The organism is Halomonas shengliensis (assembly GCF_900104135.1).
Taxonomy (GTDB): domain Bacteria; phylum Pseudomonadota; class Gammaproteobacteria; order Pseudomonadales; family Halomonadaceae; genus Halomonas; species Halomonas shengliensis.
This window is the reverse complement of sequence record NZ_FNIV01000005.1, coordinates 125,377-141,864: the sequence shown is the minus strand read 5'-3', so window position 1 is coordinate 141,864 and position 16,488 is coordinate 125,377. Positions and strand designations below refer to the sequence as shown.

Sequence of the window (16,488 nt, the reverse complement as noted above, 5' to 3'; positions counted from 1 at the left end):
TCGACAAGGCGGCTCCCTAAACGCCGCTGAAGCGGTAGCCCAGCAGCCGCATGGCGTTCAGGGTCACCAGCACGGTGGCGCCGGTATCCGCCATCACCGCGATCCACATGCCGGTGATACCCAGCGCCGTGGTCACCAGGAAGACGCCCTTCAGGCCCAGCGCCAGGGCGACGTTGGTCTTGACGTTGCGCAGCGTGGCCCGGGACAGGTCGATCAGCTCGGCGATGCCGCCGACGCGGTTCCTGAGCAGCGCCGCATCCGCGGTTTCCAGCGCCACGTCGGTGCCGCCGCCCATGGCGATGCCCACATCGGCCGCCGCCAGTGCCGGGGCATCGTTGATGCCGTCGCCCACCTTGCCGATGGGGCCTCGGCCATCGGCCTGCCAGTCACGCACCCGCCGGGCCTTGTCCTCGGGCATCAGCTCGCCGTGCGCCTCGATGCCCAGGCTCTCGCCGATGGCGGCGGCGGTACGTGCGTTGTCTCCGCTGAGCATCACCGCCTGCACACCCAGGCGCGACAAGGCCGCCAGCCCCTCACGGGCATCGTCACGCGGCTCATCGCGCACGGCGATCAGGCCCAGCGGCCGTTCACCCTCGAGCAACACGGCGAGACTCTTGCCGGCGTGCTCCAGCTCGGCGATGCGCGCGCCCTGGCCGTCATCGAGCGCGACCTGCCCCGCCAGCTGCCTGGGAGAGACCAGGCTCAGCGCACGCCCTTCCACCTGCCCGGCGACGCCACGACCCGACAGGGCATGCCCGGCGCTCGCCTGGGGGATGGCAAGGCCCTGCTGCCGGGCCTGGGCGAGGATGGCCGTGGCGATGGGGTGGCTGGCGTCGCGCTCCAGCGCCGCCGCCAGGCGCAGCACCTCGCTGGCGTCCTGGTCGCGGGTCCAGCCCTCCACGTCGGTGACCCTGGGGGCGCCGGCGGTCAGGGTACCGGTCTTGTCCAGCGCCACTGTGCGCAGCTTGCCCAGCTGCTCGAGCACCGCGCCGCCCTTGATCAGCAGCCCCCGGCGGGCCCCCGCCGAGAGGCCGGCGGCGATCGCCGCGGGGGTCGAGATCACCAGGGCACAGGGGCAGGCGATCAGCAGCAGGGCCAGGGCCCGATAGACCGCTTCCGACCAGGCCATGGCGGAAACCAGCGGCGGCACCAACGCCATCAGCAGGGCGAGCCCCACCACGACCGGCATGTAGTAGCGAGCGAAGCGGTCGATGAAGCGGGCCACCGGCGCCTTGGCGGCCTGGGCCTCCTCCACCAGGCGGATGACCCGGGCGATGGTGTTGTCCTCGGCGCCACGGGTGACCTCCACCTCGAGCACGGCATCGAGGTTGACCGAGCCGGCGAAGATGTCGTCTCCGGGGGCGCGCGAGCGGGGGATCGACTCGCCGTTGATGGGTGACTCATCCAGGTCGGACGCGCCGGCCAGGATGCGTCCATCGCAGGGCACCCGGTCGCCCGGCCGCACCTGCACCCGCTGACCGGGCCTGAGCGTGGCGGCAGGGACCTCCCGGGTCTCGCCCTCCTCCACCAGCCTCGCGGTGGAGGGGGTCAGGTCGGCCAGCGCCGAGATGCTGCGTCGCGCCCGCGAGGCGGCCACGCCTTCCAGCAGCTCGCCCACCGCGAACAGGAAGACCACCACCGCCGCCTCGGCCGCGGCATCGATGGCCAGCGCCCCCAGGGCGGCGACGGTCATCAGCATCTCGATGGTGAAGGGGTTGCGCATCTTCAGCGCGCCCCAGGCGCCCTGCACGATGGGCACCAGGCCCACCAGGGTGGCGGCGGCGAAGGGCCACTGGCCCAGCGCCGGCCAGGCCAGGCGAAGGAGGAAGGCCAGCACCAGCAGCCCGCCGGTGACGAGCACCAGGCGCCCCTTGGCGGTCTGCCACCAGGCCGCCGGGGAAGTCTCGGCGCCCTCCTTCCCGGTATCGGCGGCAAGCCGGTAGCCCAGCTCCTCAAGGATCCGCGCGATCGTCTCATGCGATGGCGCCTGGCGCGGGTGGGGGTGGATCTTCACCGACCCGGTCATCGAGCTGGCCGAGACCGCCTCGATGCCCTCGAGGCGACCCAGCGCCGCCTCGACCTTGCGCTCGCAGCCGCCGCAGTCCATGCCCTCGACGCGCAGCGTGAAGGCCGTGGCTGTGGAAGGTTCCATGGTGGCACTCCCGGTGATGCGTTACTTTCCAAGCATAATCCCTGTAGCCACTACAGGTTCAAGCCATTGAGGAGGAGCATCAGGATGCCGGAGACACGTCCTGACATGGGCATCGGGGAGCTGGCCCGGCAGGCCGGCTGCAAGCCCGAGACGGTTCGCTACTACGAGCGCATCGGGCTGCTGCAAGCGGCGTCGCGCACCGAGGGTGGTCAACGCCGCTACGGCGAGGAGGCCGTCAGGCGGCTGACCTTCATTCGCCATGCACGGGACTTCGGCTTCTCGGTGCCCGCGGTGCGTGAACTGCTGGCGATGTCGGACCGGCCAGACATGCCCTGCCAGGAGGTCGACGCCATCGCCAGGCATCACCTGGAGAAGGTGGAGTCCCGGCTCCAGCGGCTCTCGGCGCTGCGTGACGAGCTCAGGCGGATGGTGGACCAGTGTGCCGGCGGGAAGGTCGAGAACTGTCGCATCATCGAGGCGCTGAGTGCCCCAGGTCGCCTCGACTGATGTGACGTCATGAGCGGGTATCGGGGCTCGCCTCGGCGCCGGGCACCGCAACGGATGGCTCCCGCCTGCCGGCCCTGACGGGCGCGCTGATGCACACCAGGCACGCCAGGATCAGCAGGATCCCGGCCCAGCCCATTGCCGGCAGGCGTTCACCGACGATGACCACGGCCAGCCCCGCCGCCACCACGGGCTCGAACAGGGTGATCGTCGTGGCGGTGCTTGCGGGGATGCGCGCCAGGCCATGCCCGAAGCAGAGATACCCCAGGAACATCGGCACCAGGGCCATGTAGAGCCCTACCGAGGCATTGCCCCATGAGGCCAGCAGCGGCGCCCCGGTGACCAGCAGCACCGGCAGCAGCAGCAGGCCGCCGATTCCGAAGGTGGCTCCCATGGCGGCACGGGACGCGATGCCGCGCTGCATCAGGCGGCTTGCCGTCCACGAGTACAGGGCATAGGCCAGGCCAGCCACTAGCCCCAGCAGCACCCCGGGGATCACCCCCGATGCGGTGCCGGTCGGCACATGGCCGCTGCCTTCGGCCAGACCCAGCAACAGCATGCCGGCAAGCCCCAGCCCGGCGCCGATCATCCAGCGGCGCGTGAGCCGCAGCCCATCCAGGCGCGTCTGGATCAACGCCGAGAGCAGCGGCGCCGAGCCGATGGAGACCACCGTGCCGATGGTGACCCCGGCCAGGCGCATCGAGGCATAGAACGCCAGGGGATATATCGCCACGGCGACGGCACCCAGCAGCAGGTAGTGCCACTGGGCGCGCAATGCGGCGGCATGGCGACGGATCCGCCCGGCCGAGAGGGCCGCCTGCATCAGGCCACCGCCCCCCATGGCCGCGGCACCGATGGCCACGGCGCTGACCTCCGGGGCGAAGGTTGCCGCGGTGCCGGTGGTTCCCCACAGGATGGCGGCCACCAGCACGGCGGCAATGCCCAGCAAACGCTCATGCGTCGTCCGGTTCATGACGCCTCCAGCATGGCAAACGCCATGTCGCGCGCCTGGAGGAGGCAATCGCTGCGCCCCTCCAGGCCGGCCCGGGCCATGGCACCCTCCAGCAGAAAGTTCAGGGATACAGGGGTAAATGAAAAAAGGTCGATGTTCAAAAGCTGAAAATGCCAGCTTCCTTGTCACTCGACAACGCGTAAAGCTGCCCGGGCGAGGCATCACCCGGGCAGTCATCATCACCTTGCGACGCTACAGCGTCATGTATGGCTGGGCTTCTCCGGCGCGAAACTGGTAGACATTCCAGTCATCCTGCTTCGGTCCCGGCATACCCGGGGTGCCGATGGGCATGCCCGCCAGGCCGATGCCATCGGTATCGGGCTGCTCCTCGAAGAGCCTTTCCACCGCCGCGAAGGGCACGTGTCCCTCGATGACATACCCGCCCATCTCGATGGTATGGCAGGAGCCCAGTCCGTAGGGCAGTCCGACTCGCTCCTTGACCTGACCGATCGGGACATCGTCGACGATGGCAACCTCGACGCCAAGCGCCTCAAGCTGTCGGGCATACTCGTCGCAGCAGCCACACTGGGGGTTCTTGTAGAGCGTCGCCGCATCGGGCAACGCCGCCTGGGCGGTGCCGGCACCGATCAGCAGCGCACCGGAGACAAGTAGGGTGGGCATAAGGCGTTTCATGAGCGATCCTCCCGGGAACGACGAGATGTGAAGAGATACTTGACGAGAGCGGCGATGCCGAGGCCGAGCAGAAGCATAACGCTCAGAGGCATCAGCCAGCCCATCCAGCCCATTGAACCCATCAGGGCAAAGCAGTCGTTGGCGTACATGGTGTGACTCCTGACGAAACAGTGGAAGCGCCGATAACGAGCCAATATGTCGTTACCGGGAAGCCGAGCGACGTCAGGATCTGGGAGGTTCTCGGGGTGGTGCAGCGATGAACTCGACCACGGCCGGGTCGACCAGATCGGCAAGAGCATCCGGAGGGACGCGGGGGACAGTCGGCGTGGCGGTCAATGCCGCACAGGCGCCGCAATCGGCGTTGGCGTGATCGAGCATCTCGACCTGGGAGGTACCGCAGTCGACGGCGCAGTCATCCATAGACGCATGACCGGGCAGGCTGGCGACCAGCAGCAGAGCCGCGAGCAGCAGCGCCAACAGGCGTACTCCTCGGAGGTGCAGCAGGCAGCGAACATTGCAGGTCATTCGGTCATCCTCATGGTCGAGTCCCCATTCTGCCTCGGTGGCCGTGTCGTCCAACATGATCCAGGACAAGGGATTCGGCATGGTCTTTGTCAGAACCCTGGATGCTACAACCTGCGTGTAACACAAGGGTCAAGGGGTTTCGAGTTCAGTCTCATTTCAGGTTGCTGCGGTATAACCAAGGCTCCCCTGATACGATCAAAGAGGTTCGATGATGCGTAAGTCACTGCTGGCCATCACCCTTGGCCTGGCCGCCACTTCCGCCCTTGCTGCCGGTGAACATGGCGGCTCCCATTCCTCCACGCCTGATGCCGAGGTCGACCGCACCATCCAGGTCGAGGCCGGTGACATGTGGTTCGATCCCGAGACACTCGGCATCACCGCTGGAGAGACGGTACGCTTCCAGGTGGTCAACACCGGCAACCTGCAGCATGAATTCGTGATCGGCGATGCCGAGGCCCAGGAGGCGCACCGCGAGATGATGCAGACCATGGGAGACAGTGGTCATGGCGATGGCCACGACGGTCATGGCGGCCATGACATGGCGGAAGGCGCCCATGGCGGCGAGATGCCGGCGGTGACCATCGCGCCCGGCGAGACCGCGGAGCTGGTGTGGACCGCACCCGTCGACGTGGAATCGCTCGTCTACGCCTGCAACATCCCGGGCCACTACGAGTCCGGCATGTATGGGGAGATCCAGCTAGGCAAGTGAGCCTGACGCATGAAACTCTTGCTGCTCGAAGATGACGATCTGCTGGCCGAAAGCCTCGCCGAATCCCTCAAGGACAACGGTTACCGGGTCGATTTGGCCGCGTCCCTGAGAGACGCCGAGGCGCTCTCGACCACCGAGACCTACGCGCTGGCGATCATGGACCTGGGCCTTCCCGATGGCTCGGGTCTCGACCTGCTCAGGCGGTGGCGACAGTCGGGCCGGGACCTGCCGGTGCTGATCCTGACGGCTCGGGACACCTGGGAAGACAAGGTCGTCGGGCTCGAAGGCGGCGCGGATGATTACTTGACCAAACCCTTCCACGAAGCCGAGCTTGTCGCCCGGGTCAAGGCGCTGTTGCGCCGCCAGTCGGGGCGACTCTCCCATCAGTTGTCGCTGGGTGGCGTTGCCCTGGACGAGGCCAACCAGTGCGTCCGAGTGGCCGATGGTACCTGGCACCCCCTGACGGGCACCGAGTTCGTGCTGCTGCGCTACTTCATGCACCATCCGGGGCGGGTGCTCTCCAAGGAGCACCTGCTCAACCAGCTCTACGCCCTGGAGCAGGACGCCGCGGCCCCCAATCTCATCGAGGTCTATATCGCGCGGCTACGCCGCTACCTGGGCAAATCGTGCATCCAGACCCGTCGCGGCCAGGGCTATGTCTTCGTTGCGGATTGACCGACGCAGCCTGCGTATCCGCTTGCTGGCCTGGCTGTCGGGTATCGCCCTGCTGGTCACCGGGCTGACCTGGCTGCTGCACGGGATCCTGCTCAACGACCTGGCGCGGGACTTCCTGGGGGAACGGCTCGAACGCGAGGCCGATCACGCCATCGAGCAGCTGCGCCGCGATCACCTGGCCACCGCGCGAGTGCTGGACTCCGCCAGTCGCGGCTTCGCGATTTTCCACCACCTCTATGTGTTGCGCCTGGGCGATGAGGTCTCGGCCTCCCATCCGCGTTGGCAGGAGGCACTGCGACCATTACTGGACAGTGGCGAGTCGCTGGCCGAGGTGCGTGAGGCGGGTCAGCACCTGCTGGTCTTTCGCCAGCCCTTCACCCTCGACAATCAAGCCGGGGTGCTGCTGATCGGGGAGGATTTCTCCCGAGTGGAGGCGGGATTGCACCGCCTGCACTGGTGGGTCGGCGGCATCGCCGCCAGCCTGCTGCTCCTGCTGGGGGTGCTCAACCTACTCGCCGTCAGCCGAGGAATGGTGCCGCTGTCGCGGCTGCGCGACCAGCTCGGCGAGCTGCAGGCCGGCAGGCGCGATCGTCTCTCTCTGGACGTCCCCTCCGAACTCGACAGTCTGGTCGGGCAGCTCAACCGTTTCATGGACGAGATCGATGCTCGCCTGCAGCGCTCCCGTGAGTCGGTCGCCAACCTCTCCCACGCGCTGAAGACACCCCTGGCCGCGGTCATTCAGGTGCTGCGCGGCTCGCGCCCCATCGATGCCACGCGTCGCCAACGCCTGGTGGAACGCCTGGAGGAGATTCACGCCCAGCTCGATGTCGAGCTTCGACGCTCGCGCATCGCGGGGCCAAATGTCGGGCGCCTTGCCGATCCATACCGCGACGCCAGCAGACTGATCGAGATGTTCCGGGCCCTTTACCCGGCCAAGCGCTTTACCCTGGAGATAGCCGAAGGCACCGGACAGCGCATTCCCATCGAATCTCAGGACCTGTCGGAGATGATCGGTATCGTGCTGGACAACGCCGGCAAATGGGCCGACCGGGAGGTTCACTGCGAGATAGTGATGGAAGGTGGTCTCGTCCTGCGTGTCGTGGATGATGGGCCCGGCGTGGCAGACGACGACTTGGCCTGCCTGGGGGAACGCGGGTGGCGCCTGGACGAGTCACACCCCGGCTATGGGCTGGGTCTGTCGATCCTGAATCAGCTCTTGAAACGCTATGGGGGGAAGGTCCAGTTCGGGCACAGCCCCCTGGGCGGTCTGAGCGTGGAAATTCACGTGCCCTTTGCAAAGGATGCGCCGTAACCTGGCATTTTCAGGCGTGATTCAGCTTGCCCCGTCATGATATCGCCTTCTGACATCGACGGGAGTCACAGATGGCACGTTCCAGCGTAATCACGCACCCGCTGTCGCGCCGACGGCTGCTCAAGAGGGGTGCCGCCCTGGGCATCGGCTCGGCAGCCGCCCTTGGCCTACGCCCTGCCTGGGCCGATCCATGGGGGCAGACCAATACCTACGCCAAGGGGATCGAGGAAGGCCCGGAGGTGGCGCTGGCCATCCGTCGCGAGTCGCTTGAGATCGATGGTCAGGCGGCGCGGCCCTACACCATCAACGGCGAGAGCCCCGGGCCGATGATCCGCCTCAAGGAGGGCCAAGATGCCGTACTCAGGGTGACCAACCTGCTCGATGAGCCGACGTCCATCCACTGGCATGGCCTGATCCTGCCGCCCGACCAGGATGGCGTTCCCGGCGTCAGCTTCGCCGGCATCGCCCCCGGTGAGACCTTCACCTACCGCTTCCCGGTACGCCAGAACGGTACCTACTGGTACCACAGTCACTCCGGCCTTCAGGAGCAGCTCGGCCATGCCGGGCCACTGATCATCGACGCCGCCGAGCGCGAACCCTTCCGCTATGATCGCGAGCACGTGCTGCTGCTCACCGACTGGACCTTCGAGGATCCCATGGCGGTGTTCCGCAACCTCAAGACCGCCGAGGGGTACTACAACTTCCAGGAACGCACTATCGGCGACTTCTTCGCCGACGTGCGCGAGAAGGGCTTTGCGGCGACGGCGGAGATGCGCGGCATGTGGGCCAAGATGCGCATGAGCTCACGCGACATCGCCGACGTCACCGGCAGCACCTACACCTACCTGCTCAATGGCCACTCTCCCGAGGAGAACTGGACGGCGCTGTTCAAGGCCGGCGAACGGATCCGCCTTCGGGTCATCAATGGCTCGGCAATGTCCTACTTCGACGTACGCATCCCAGGGCTCAAGATGACCGTGGTGGCCGCCGACGGTCAGCCGGTGCAGCCGGTCCCGGTGGACGAGTTCCGCATCGGGGTGGCCGAGACCTACGACGTGCTGGTCGCCCCCGAGGACGACACCGCCTATACGATCTTCGCCGAATCGATGGATCGCAGCGGCTATGCCCGCGCGACCCTGGCACCGCGGGAGGGCATGGCCGCGGAGATCCCCGAGCGTCGCAGGATCGCCGACCGCGGCATGGAGGCCATGGGTGCCCATGGCATGGACCATGGCGACATGACCGCCATGGATCAGGGCGATATGGCGAGCATGGAGCATGCGGAGATGAACGGCATGGACCATGCCAGCATGCCGGGCATGGCTCGTGAGCGCAGTCAAATGAGGGCCAATGACATGCTAGCGGCCGGTATGGCCCAGCCGGGCTCCCGCTATGACCAGGCCGGCATAGGCATCGATCCCAACGCACGCCGCACCCTGGTCTACCGCGACCTCAAGGCCTTCACCCCTTGGCCCGACCGCCGTGAACCCGGCCGCGAGCTGGAGCTGCACCTCACCGGCAACATGGAACGTTACATGTGGTCCTTCGACGGCAAGACGTTCAGCGAGGTAACGGGCCCCATTCACTTCGAGAAGGACGAGCGGCTGCGCCTGATCCTGGTCAACGACACCATGATGGAACACCCCGTCCACCTTCACGGCATGTGGATGGAGCTGGAGAACGGCCAGGGCGAGCTGATCCCGCGCAAGCACACACTGAACATCAAGCCCGGCGAGCGCGTCTCGGCGCTGATCACCGCCGACGCCGAGGGCAGCTGGGCCTTCCACTGCCACCTGCTCTATCACATGGACGCCGGCATGTTCCGGGTCGTCAAGGTCGCGTAAGGAGACGCCATGAATACCAGAATCCCGATGATCGCGGCCGGTGCCCTGCTGGCCACGCTCCCGCTCACCATCGCCCTGGCCGAGGACGGCTATGATGCGCCGGCGGACTGGCCCGCCCCCATGGCCAAGCACAACATGGCCATGGCGCTGTTCGACCGACTTGAATATGCCGTGCCCGACAAGGGTCATGAGGAGCTGGTCTGGGACTTCCAGGCCTGGTACGGCGGGGACATCAACCGGGTCTATGTGAAGTCCGAGGGCGAAAATGTCCAGGGCGATGGCGAGGATGCCGAGTTCGAATCCCTGGAGCTGCTCTACAGCCGGCTGATCGCCGATTTCTGGGAGCTGCAGGGCGGTATCGGTTACCAGGGTGGGGTCTTCTCCGATGATCACGCCGAACGTGGCTATGGGGTGATCGGCCTGCAGGGCGTGATGCCCTACGGCATCGAGACCGACGTGGCGTTTCAGGTCAGCGACGAAGGTGACGTCTCGGCCAGTTTCGAGGGCGAGTACGACCTGCGCCTGACCCAGCGGCTTTACCTGCAGCCGCGTACCGAGATCGCCGTGGCCGCCAGTGAGGCCGAAGCGTTTGGCGTCGGCGAGGGACTCAACTCGCTGCGCGTCGGCATGCGCCTGGGCTACGAGGTGACGCGCCGCCTTGCGCCCTATGTCGGTGCCTACTGGCAGAAGCAGTACGGCGATACCGCCGACATCGCCCGCCACCATGGAGATCCCACCGAAGATACCGGCATCGTCGCCGGGGCCAGGCTGATGTTCTGAGCCATGAATCGGTCTCGCGATCGACGCCACCGCCAGGTGGCGTCGTCGCCTTTGGCGATCCGAGCCCGGGTTGATCCGTGTCAATCGTCTCGGCCATGGCGTTCAGCCTGGATTCAGACAGCGTCGCCACACTGGCGGTAACAGGAACCGTTGCCGGGCAACCGGCGATGGTCAGACACATCACAGGAGCGACGCATGATCCCCTACCCCCAGATCGATCCGGTGGCACTGTCGGTGGGCCCACTGAGCATCCACTGGTATGGGCTGATGTACGTGGTGGGGCTGGCCGCAGCCTGGTGGCTGGGCAGACGACGTGCCCACCGGCTCGGCCTCACCCATGACGATATCGGCGACCTGATCTTCTATGGCGCGGTGGGGATCATCCTCGGCGGTCGACTGGGGTATGTGCTCTTCTACGGCCTCGATCAGTTGGCGGACGATCCGCTCTGGTTGTTCAGGCTCTGGGAAGGCGGGATGAGCTTTCACGGTGGTCTTGCCGGCGTGCTGGTCGCCGCCTGGTGGTTTGCCCGCCGCCATCGCCTGGCCTTCCTCCAGCTGACCGACTTCATCGCACCGCTGGTGCCGATTGGCCTAGGCGCCGGGCGGCTGGGCAACTTCATCAACCATGAGTTGCCGGGACGCGTGAGCGATGTTCCCTGGGCGATGGTCTTCCCCTCCATGATGGGGCTTGGTTCGCAGCCACGCCACCCATCGGCTCTCTACGAGTTTGCCCTGGAGGGCGTGGTGCTGTTCGTCGTGCTGTGGTGGGTCTCCGCCCGACCACGCCGTCGCGGCATCGTCTCGGGGCTCTTCCTGGTGCTCTACGGCGTCTTTCGATTCGCCGTCGAGTTCGTGCGCCTGCCCGACCCCCAACTGGGCTTCATCGCCTTCGACTGGCTCACCATGGGGCAGCTGCTCTCCCTGCCCATGATGGCGGCGGGACTGCTCCTGCTGATCGCGTCCCAGCGTCGAGACACGATCGATGCCGTCGCCAGCACCGGCCGACCATCGACGTAGCGTCGCTTCGATTCCTTTCACACCCAAACCACCGGAAGAACGCCATGGGGAAGAGAGCACAACGCCGCCTGATGATGGTCTGGCTGCCGCTGGGGGGCATCCTCGCCGTGGGCGGCTACCTGCTGGTGACCGGCCAGCGATTACATCTTTACCAGGCGTTGCCGCTGCTGCTGCTCGCCTGCCCGCTGATGCATCTCTTCCTCCATCGCCACCACGGTGGCCAGCAGGATCATGGCGACGATGACTGACTATTCGCTAGCAGAGAAGGGAGGTTGACCATGTCACATCACGACCATCGCCCTGGCGTGTCACAAGCGTCCCTGGTCACTCGCTCGCTGAAGGTAACGTCCGAGGCGTCAAGGTATATCGCGGCGGCAGTGACCGAGATCGACGCGCTGTCCGGCCTCGACGGCGTGACCTACGATCCGCAGCACCACAAGCTCCACCTGGCCTACGATGCCAAGCGGCTGTGTATCGACGATATCGAGGCGGTATTGGCACGGCATGGCGTGGACATCGGCGCCGGACGTTGGAACCGGATCAAGGAAGACTACTACCGCTTCATCGACCAGAACGTGAAGGACAATGCCAGACAGAAACCCTGGAGCTGCCACTGACAGGCGAGATGACGAGACAGGAGCCGCACCGGCAGGCCATTGACCCTTGGGTAACACAAGGGTTCTAGGATGGAAGACAGAGCCTGCTGCCCCTGGCACAGCACGCCTGGCAGTTCGCTGCCTCACTCGCCCCTATCGACACGCAAGGAGATGCATGGACAGGTCGCCTCAGTACCAGAAGAACAGCCTCTCCCTCGTCGGGGCCATCGCCCTGGGAACCGGCGTGATGATCGGTGCCGGGATCTTCGCGCTGACCGGACAGATGGCCGAGATGACCGGCGAGCTGTTTCCCCTGGCCTTCCTCTCGGCGGCCATGATCGTCAGTTTCAGCGCCTACTCCTACGTCAAGATGTCCAATGCCTACCCGTCGGCCGGCGGCATCGGCATGTACCTTCACAAGGCCTATGGGCCCACCCTGCCCACGGCCTTCCATGCGCTGCTGATGTACTTCTCCATGGTGATCGCCCAGAGCTTCCTGGCGAGGACCTTCGGCTCCTATAGCCTGGAGCTGTTCGATGGGGGTAACCGCTCGCTGCTGGTGCCGGCGCTGGGTGTCGGCCTGCTGATCGCCGCCTTCCTCATCAACCTCTCCGCCAACAAGCTGATCCAGGGCGTGGCGTCGGTGCTGGGGGTCATCAAGATCGGTGGCATCATCCTGTTCGGCGTGGTGGGCGTGCTGGTGGCCGACTCCATCGGTATCCGGGCCACGGCCGAGGCGCCGGCGCCCGGCGTCTCCGGGTTCCTGGGGGCCACCGCGCTCGGCATCCTGGCCTTCAAGGGGTTCACCACCATCACCAACAGCGGGGCCGAGATCCGCGATCCCCACCGTAACGTCGGCCGGGCCATCATCGTCTCGATCGCCCTGTGCGTGGTGATCTATGCGCTGGTGGGCCTCGCCGTCGCCAGCAACCTGTCACTGACGGAGATCATCGCGACCAAGGACTACTCGCTGGCCGCCGCCGCACGTCCCGCGCTGGGGGAGGCCGCCGTCTGGTTCACCGTGCTGCTTGCCATGCTGGCCACGGCAGGTGGCATCATCGCCAGCGTCTTCGCGGTGTCGCGGATGCTGGCGATGCTGACCGAGATGAAGCTGGTGCCGCATCGCCATTTCCATATGCCGGGCAGCATCCAGAAGCACACCCTGGTCTATACCATCGTGCTCGGCCTGCTGCTGACGGCGTTCTTCGACCTGAGCCGCATCGCGGCACTCGGCATCATCTTCTACCTGGTGATGGATATCGCCATCCACTGGGGGGTATTGCGCCACCTGCGGGATGACGTGGCGGCACGCCCGGCCATCCTGCTGGCCGCGATCGCCCTCGACCTAGTGGTGCTGGCAGGCTTCCTCTGGGTCAAGGCCACCACCGACCCGCTGGTGCTCTACGTTGCCGCCGCCGCGATGGCCATCATCCTGGTGGCGGAATACGCCTTTCTTTCCCGGCGGCCCGCCCAGGACGCCGGCCACCATGCTCATTCGCACGAGGCGAGTGACAGCCACAGCAGGGAGGATGGCGCATGACCCAGTCGCACACCCACGAGGTGACGGATACCGTCTGCGGGATGACGGTCGATCCCCACCAGACCGAACACCGGGCCAGTCACGCGGGAAAGACCTGGTACTTCTGCTCGGCGAGGTGTCGGCAGAAGTTCGAAGGAGACCCTGACACCTACCTGCAGGGCGACGACAGCCCCGCCGAGCCGGCGCCACCCGGCACGATCTACACCTGCCCGATGCACCCCGAGATCCGCCAGGAGGGGCCGGGGGACTGCCCGATCTGCGGCATGGCCCTGGAGCCCGAGACGGTCACCGCCGATAGCGGGCCTTCCGAGGAACTCAAGGACATGACCCGGCGCTTCTGGATCGGGCTGGTCCTGGCGCTGCCGGTGCTGGTACTGGAAATGGGCGGCCATGTGTTCGGCCTCGACCACCTGATCGCCCCCCAGGTCTCGAACTGGATCCAGCTGCTGCTGGCCACCCCCGTGGTGGTCTGGGCAGGCGCGCCCTTCTTCGTGCGCGGCTGGCGTTCCATCGTGCGGCGCAGCCTCAACATGTTCACCCTGATCGCCATCGGCACCGGGGCGGCGCTGATCTACAGCCTGCTGGCGACGATCGTGCCGGGCATCTTCCCCGAGACCTTCCGCCAGGCCGATGGCTCGGTGGCGGTCTACTTCGAGGCCGCCGCGGTGATCGTGGTGCTGGTGCTGCTCGGCCAGGTGCTGGAGCTGCGTGCCCGGGAGAAGACCTCCGGGGCGATCCGCGCCCTGCTCGACCTGGCGCCGGCCACCGCTCGCCGCCTGGACGACGACGGCCAGGAGGAGGAGGTCTCCCTGGACAAGGTCCAGGTGGGTGATCGCCTGCGCGTGCGCCCCGGCGATAAGGTGCCGCTGGATGGCGAGGTCTTGGAGGGGCGCTCTAACATCGACGAGTCGATGGTCACCGGCGAGCCGCTGGCGGTGCGCAAGGAGGCCGGCGACGGCGTGATCGGCGGCAGCATCAACGGCCAGGGCTCGTTCATCATGCGCGCCGACAAGGTGGGCCGCGACACCATGCTGTCGCAGATCGTGCAGATGGTGGCCAGCGCCCAGCGCAGCCGGGCGCCGATCCAGGGGCTGGCCGACAGGGTCGCCGGCGTCTTCGTGCCGGCAGTGATCCTGGTGGCCGTGGTGGCCTTCATCGCCTGGTCGCTGTGGGGACCGGCACCACCCATGGCCTTCGGGCTGATCGCCGCGGTCAGCGTGCTGATCATCGCCTGCCCCTGTGCCCTGGGGCTGGCCACCCCCATGTCGATCATGGTCGGCGTGGGTCGAGGGGCCCAGGCGGGGGTGCTGATCCGCGACGCCGAGGCGCTGGAGCGCCTGGAGAAGGTCGACACCGTGGTGGTCGACAAGACCGGCACCCTCACCGAAGGCAAGCCGCGGGTCACCGAAGTGCGCCCGGCCGAGGGCTTCGATAAGCAGGAGCTGCTGCGTCTGGCCGCGGGGGTGGAGCGCGGCAGCGAACACCCCCTGGCCCAGGCGATCGTCGAGCGGGCCAAGGAGGATGGCGTCGAGCCGACGGAGGCCACGGACTTCGATTCACCCAACGGCAAGGGCGTGGTGGGCAACGTCGACGGCCGTCGGATCGCCCTGGGCAACCGCCTGCTGATGGAGAGCGAGAGCGTGGCCCTGGCCGAGCATGAAGACGAGGCCGAACGGCTGCGCGGCGACGGCGCCACCGTGATCTTCGCCGCGGTGGACGGTCGCCTGGCGGGCCTGCTAGCCATCGCCGACCCGGTCAAGGAGACCACCGAGGCGGCCATCCAAGCCCTGCAGGCCGACGGCATTCGGGTGGTCATGCTCACCGGCGACAACCGCACCTCCGCCGAGGCGGTGGCACGACGCCTGGGCATCGACGAGGTGGAGGCCGAGGTGCTCCCCGAGGACAAGGGGCGCGTGGTGGAGCGCCTGCGTGACGAGGGTCGCGTGGTGGTGATGGCCGGCGACGGCGTCAACGACGCCCCTGCCCTGGCCACCGCCGACGTGGGCATCGCCATGGGCACCGGCACCGACGTGGCCATCGAGAGCGCTGGCGTGACCCTGCTGCGCGGGGATTTGACCGGCATCGTCGAGGCACACCGGCTGTCGCGAGCCACCATGCGCAACATCCGCCAGAACCTCTTCTTCGCCTTCATCTACAACGCCGCGGGGGTGCCCATCGCCGCCGGTATCCTCTACCCCTTCACCGGCATGCTGCTGTCGCCGATCATCGCCGCCGCGGCGATGTCCCTCTCCTCGGTCAGCGTGATCGCCAACGCGCTGCGTCTGAGGCTTGTGAAGCTGAAGTCCGCTGACTGACTAAGCGAGAGAGGTGCAGAGTCATCTACTGGCAACGCCCAAGAGGATATAGCGTGCCCGTTTGCGACATCGCCACCGGGCATGCCATATCCGATGTCGGCCAGATGCGTACACGCAGCCTGGTGAGCCCTTCATAAAACGAACCTTCATTTTCCTGAAGGGCAGATGCTTGCCAGTGGCCGTCAGATTTCCGCCCACATCCTTATCAGATTCGCCAGGCTCTTCGAGAGCATGTCGAAGGTACGAGTCTTACCGTTGGACTCGAACTCCTGTCGACGGGTGGTATCCAGGTCGAAGAGGATCTCACGCTGCTGTGGGTCACGGACCTGGCTTTGGACCCAGCCCACCACGGCTAGACGCTCACCTCGAGTGACCGGCTCGACCCGATGCAGCGTCGAGGAGGGATATAGGATCAGTGCGCCTGCCGGTAGCTTGTAGGTCTGCTCACCGGCGGTCGAGTCGACGAGCAATTCGCCGCCGTCGTAGCTGTCTGGGTCGTTGATGAAGAGGGTGAACGACAGGTCGGTACGCATGGCGCCCTGGGGGGTGGCCATGATCGCATCGTCGACATGGTTCCCGTAGGTCATGCCCTCTTGGTAGCGGCTGAACATCAAAGGTTTCATGCGCCGTGGACGAGCCGCCATCTGAAAGAGAGGGTTGGCCTGGAGCTCCTTGACGACTTCCTGGCGGAGCTCGGCGATCTCTGGCTGTCGCCCATCGGCCTGTTCGTTTTGTTTCACCGTGCGAGCATGCCAGCCGGCCGTCTCCCGACCGTCGCGGAAGTCGGTTTCCGCCAGGGTAGCCCTGACGCGGGACAGCAGCTCGGGGGAGATGGCCTGATCGATGCAGAGGATCACGTGTGAGCTCCAGTCGT

General features: G+C 66.5%; 17 protein-coding genes. 11 read left to right on the top strand and 6 right to left on the bottom strand.

The window, feature by feature from the left end:
• Positions 1-16: 16 nt before the first annotated feature.
• On the bottom strand, positions 17-2,152 hold the full coding sequence (locus BLP95_RS09305; RefSeq protein WP_089678511.1) for a heavy metal translocating P-type ATPase: 2,136 nt from the start codon (positions 2,150-2,152) through the stop codon (positions 17-19).
• 84 nt (positions 2,153-2,236) lie between these two features.
• On the opposite strand from BLP95_RS09305, the gene BLP95_RS09300 reads away from it, so the two are divergent.
• Complete coding sequence (locus BLP95_RS09300; RefSeq protein ID WP_089678509.1) at positions 2,237-2,659, top strand: MerR family transcriptional regulator; 423 nt, start codon at positions 2,237-2,239, stop codon at positions 2,657-2,659.
• A 7-nt stretch (positions 2,660-2,666) separates the two neighbouring features.
• Here the strand turns inward: BLP95_RS09300 and BLP95_RS09295 are convergent, their stop codons facing one another.
• The 4 genes from BLP95_RS09295 to BLP95_RS09280 all read right to left on the bottom strand — a co-directional run bounded on the left by BLP95_RS09295 (position 2,667) and on the right by BLP95_RS09280 (position 4,778).
• The gene (locus BLP95_RS09295) at positions 2,667-3,629 is read right to left on the bottom strand and encodes a DMT family transporter (protein WP_089678507.1); all 963 of its coding nucleotides are present in this window, start codon (positions 3,627-3,629) and stop codon (positions 2,667-2,669) included.
• Between the two features lie 231 nt (positions 3,630-3,860).
• A complete protein-coding gene (locus BLP95_RS09285) occupies positions 3,861-4,301 on the bottom strand; it encodes a DUF411 domain-containing protein (protein WP_089678505.1) in 441 nt (146 codons plus the stop codon).
• The gene (locus BLP95_RS16880; RefSeq protein WP_176760266.1) at positions 4,298-4,450 is read right to left on the bottom strand and encodes a hypothetical protein; all 153 of its coding nucleotides are present in this window, start codon (positions 4,448-4,450) and stop codon (positions 4,298-4,300) included. The genes BLP95_RS09285 and BLP95_RS16880 overlap by 4 nt, the downstream gene beginning before the upstream one ends.
• Positions 4,451-4,523: 73 nt before the next feature.
• Positions 4,524-4,778 carry a hypothetical protein gene (locus tag BLP95_RS09280; protein WP_143004416.1) on the bottom strand — a complete coding sequence of 85 codons (255 nt, stop codon included), beginning with the start codon at positions 4,776-4,778 and terminating at the stop codon, positions 4,524-4,526.
• A gap of 256 nt (positions 4,779-5,034) precedes the next feature.
• On the opposite strand from BLP95_RS09280, the gene BLP95_RS09275 reads away from it, so the two are divergent.
• The 10 genes from BLP95_RS09275 to BLP95_RS09230 all read left to right on the top strand — a co-directional run bounded on the left by BLP95_RS09275 (position 5,035) and on the right by BLP95_RS09230 (position 15,614).
• The gene (locus BLP95_RS09275) at positions 5,035-5,535 is read left to right on the top strand and encodes a cupredoxin domain-containing protein (protein ID WP_089678501.1); all 501 of its coding nucleotides are present in this window, start codon (positions 5,035-5,037) and stop codon (positions 5,533-5,535) included.
• A 9-nt stretch (positions 5,536-5,544) separates the two neighbouring features.
• Complete coding sequence (locus BLP95_RS09270) at positions 5,545-6,210, top strand: response regulator transcription factor (protein WP_089678498.1); 666 nt, start codon at positions 5,545-5,547, stop codon at positions 6,208-6,210.
• 22 nt (positions 6,211-6,232) lie between these two features.
• Positions 6,233-7,522, top strand: a complete 1,290-nt coding sequence (locus BLP95_RS09265) for a sensor histidine kinase (RefSeq protein WP_245678724.1) — start codon at positions 6,233-6,235, stop codon at positions 7,520-7,522.
• Between the two features lie 71 nt (positions 7,523-7,593).
• Positions 7,594-9,366: a copper resistance system multicopper oxidase gene (locus BLP95_RS09260; RefSeq protein WP_089678495.1), complete on the top strand. Its 1,773-nt coding sequence runs from the start codon at positions 7,594-7,596 to the stop codon at positions 9,364-9,366.
• A 9-nt stretch (positions 9,367-9,375) separates the two neighbouring features.
• Positions 9,376-10,146 carry a copper resistance protein B gene (locus tag BLP95_RS09255; protein ID WP_176760265.1) on the top strand — a complete coding sequence of 257 codons (771 nt, stop codon included), beginning with the start codon at positions 9,376-9,378 and terminating at the stop codon, positions 10,144-10,146.
• 195 nt (positions 10,147-10,341) lie between these two features.
• Positions 10,342-11,163: a prolipoprotein diacylglyceryl transferase gene (gene lgt / locus BLP95_RS09250; protein WP_089678491.1), complete on the top strand. Its 822-nt coding sequence runs from the start codon at positions 10,342-10,344 to the stop codon at positions 11,161-11,163.
• 44 nt (positions 11,164-11,207) lie between these two features.
• Positions 11,208-11,411, top strand: a complete 204-nt coding sequence (locus BLP95_RS09245) for a DUF2933 domain-containing protein (protein WP_089678490.1) — start codon at positions 11,208-11,210, stop codon at positions 11,409-11,411.
• 30 nt (positions 11,412-11,441) lie between these two features.
• Positions 11,442-11,780, top strand: coding sequence for a hypothetical protein (locus BLP95_RS09240; protein ID WP_089678489.1), 339 nt, complete (start codon positions 11,442-11,444; stop codon positions 11,778-11,780).
• Between the two features lie 154 nt (positions 11,781-11,934).
• Positions 11,935-13,299, top strand: coding sequence for an APC family permease (locus tag BLP95_RS09235; protein ID WP_089678488.1), 1,365 nt, complete (start codon positions 11,935-11,937; stop codon positions 13,297-13,299).
• On the top strand, positions 13,296-15,614 hold the full coding sequence (locus BLP95_RS09230) for a heavy metal translocating P-type ATPase (protein WP_089678486.1): 2,319 nt from the start codon (positions 13,296-13,298) through the stop codon (positions 15,612-15,614). The genes BLP95_RS09235 and BLP95_RS09230 overlap by 4 nt, the downstream gene beginning before the upstream one ends.
• A gap of 182 nt (positions 15,615-15,796) precedes the next feature.
• Here the strand turns inward: BLP95_RS09230 and BLP95_RS09225 are convergent, their stop codons facing one another.
• Positions 15,797-16,471, bottom strand: coding sequence for a Fe2+-dependent dioxygenase (locus BLP95_RS09225; RefSeq protein WP_089678483.1), 675 nt, complete (start codon positions 16,469-16,471; stop codon positions 15,797-15,799).
• Between the last annotated feature and the right edge of the window lie 17 nt (positions 16,472-16,488).

Excerpts from the sequence above, each read along its gene's own strand:
- BLP95_RS09240 (WP_089678489.1), top strand. The coding sequence starts at position 11,442 with ATGTCACATCACGACCATCGCCCTGGCGTGTCACAAGCGTCCCTGGTC.
- BLP95_RS09255 (WP_176760265.1), top strand. The coding sequence starts at position 9,376 with ATGAATACCAGAATCCCGATGATCGCGGCCGGTGCCCTGCTGGCCACG.
- BLP95_RS09300 (WP_089678509.1), top strand. The coding sequence starts at position 2,237 with ATGCCGGAGACACGTCCTGACATGGGCATCGGGGAGCTGGCCCGGCAG.
- BLP95_RS09235 (WP_089678488.1), top strand. The coding sequence starts at position 11,935 with ATGGACAGGTCGCCTCAGTACCAGAAGAACAGCCTCTCCCTCGTCGGG.
- BLP95_RS09230 (WP_089678486.1), top strand. The coding sequence starts at position 13,296 with ATGACCCAGTCGCACACCCACGAGGTGACGGATACCGTCTGCGGGATG.
- lgt (WP_089678491.1), top strand. The coding sequence starts at position 10,342 with ATGATCCCCTACCCCCAGATCGATCCGGTGGCACTGTCGGTGGGCCCA.
- BLP95_RS09245 (WP_089678490.1), top strand. The coding sequence starts at position 11,208 with ATGGGGAAGAGAGCACAACGCCGCCTGATGATGGTCTGGCTGCCGCTG.
- BLP95_RS16880 (WP_176760266.1), bottom strand. The coding sequence starts at position 4,450 with ATGTACGCCAACGACTGCTTTGCCCTGATGGGTTCAATGGGCTGGATG.
- BLP95_RS09260 (WP_089678495.1), top strand. The coding sequence starts at position 7,594 with ATGGCACGTTCCAGCGTAATCACGCACCCGCTGTCGCGCCGACGGCTG.
- BLP95_RS09305 (WP_089678511.1), bottom strand. The coding sequence starts at position 2,152 with ATGGAACCTTCCACAGCCACGGCCTTCACGCTGCGCGTCGAGGGCATG.
- BLP95_RS09295 (WP_089678507.1), bottom strand. The coding sequence starts at position 3,629 with ATGAACCGGACGACGCATGAGCGTTTGCTGGGCATTGCCGCCGTGCTG.
- BLP95_RS09270 (WP_089678498.1), top strand. The coding sequence starts at position 5,545 with ATGAAACTCTTGCTGCTCGAAGATGACGATCTGCTGGCCGAAAGCCTC.
- BLP95_RS09275 (WP_089678501.1), top strand. The coding sequence starts at position 5,035 with ATGATGCGTAAGTCACTGCTGGCCATCACCCTTGGCCTGGCCGCCACT.
- BLP95_RS09285 (WP_089678505.1), bottom strand. The coding sequence starts at position 4,301 with ATGAAACGCCTTATGCCCACCCTACTTGTCTCCGGTGCGCTGCTGATC.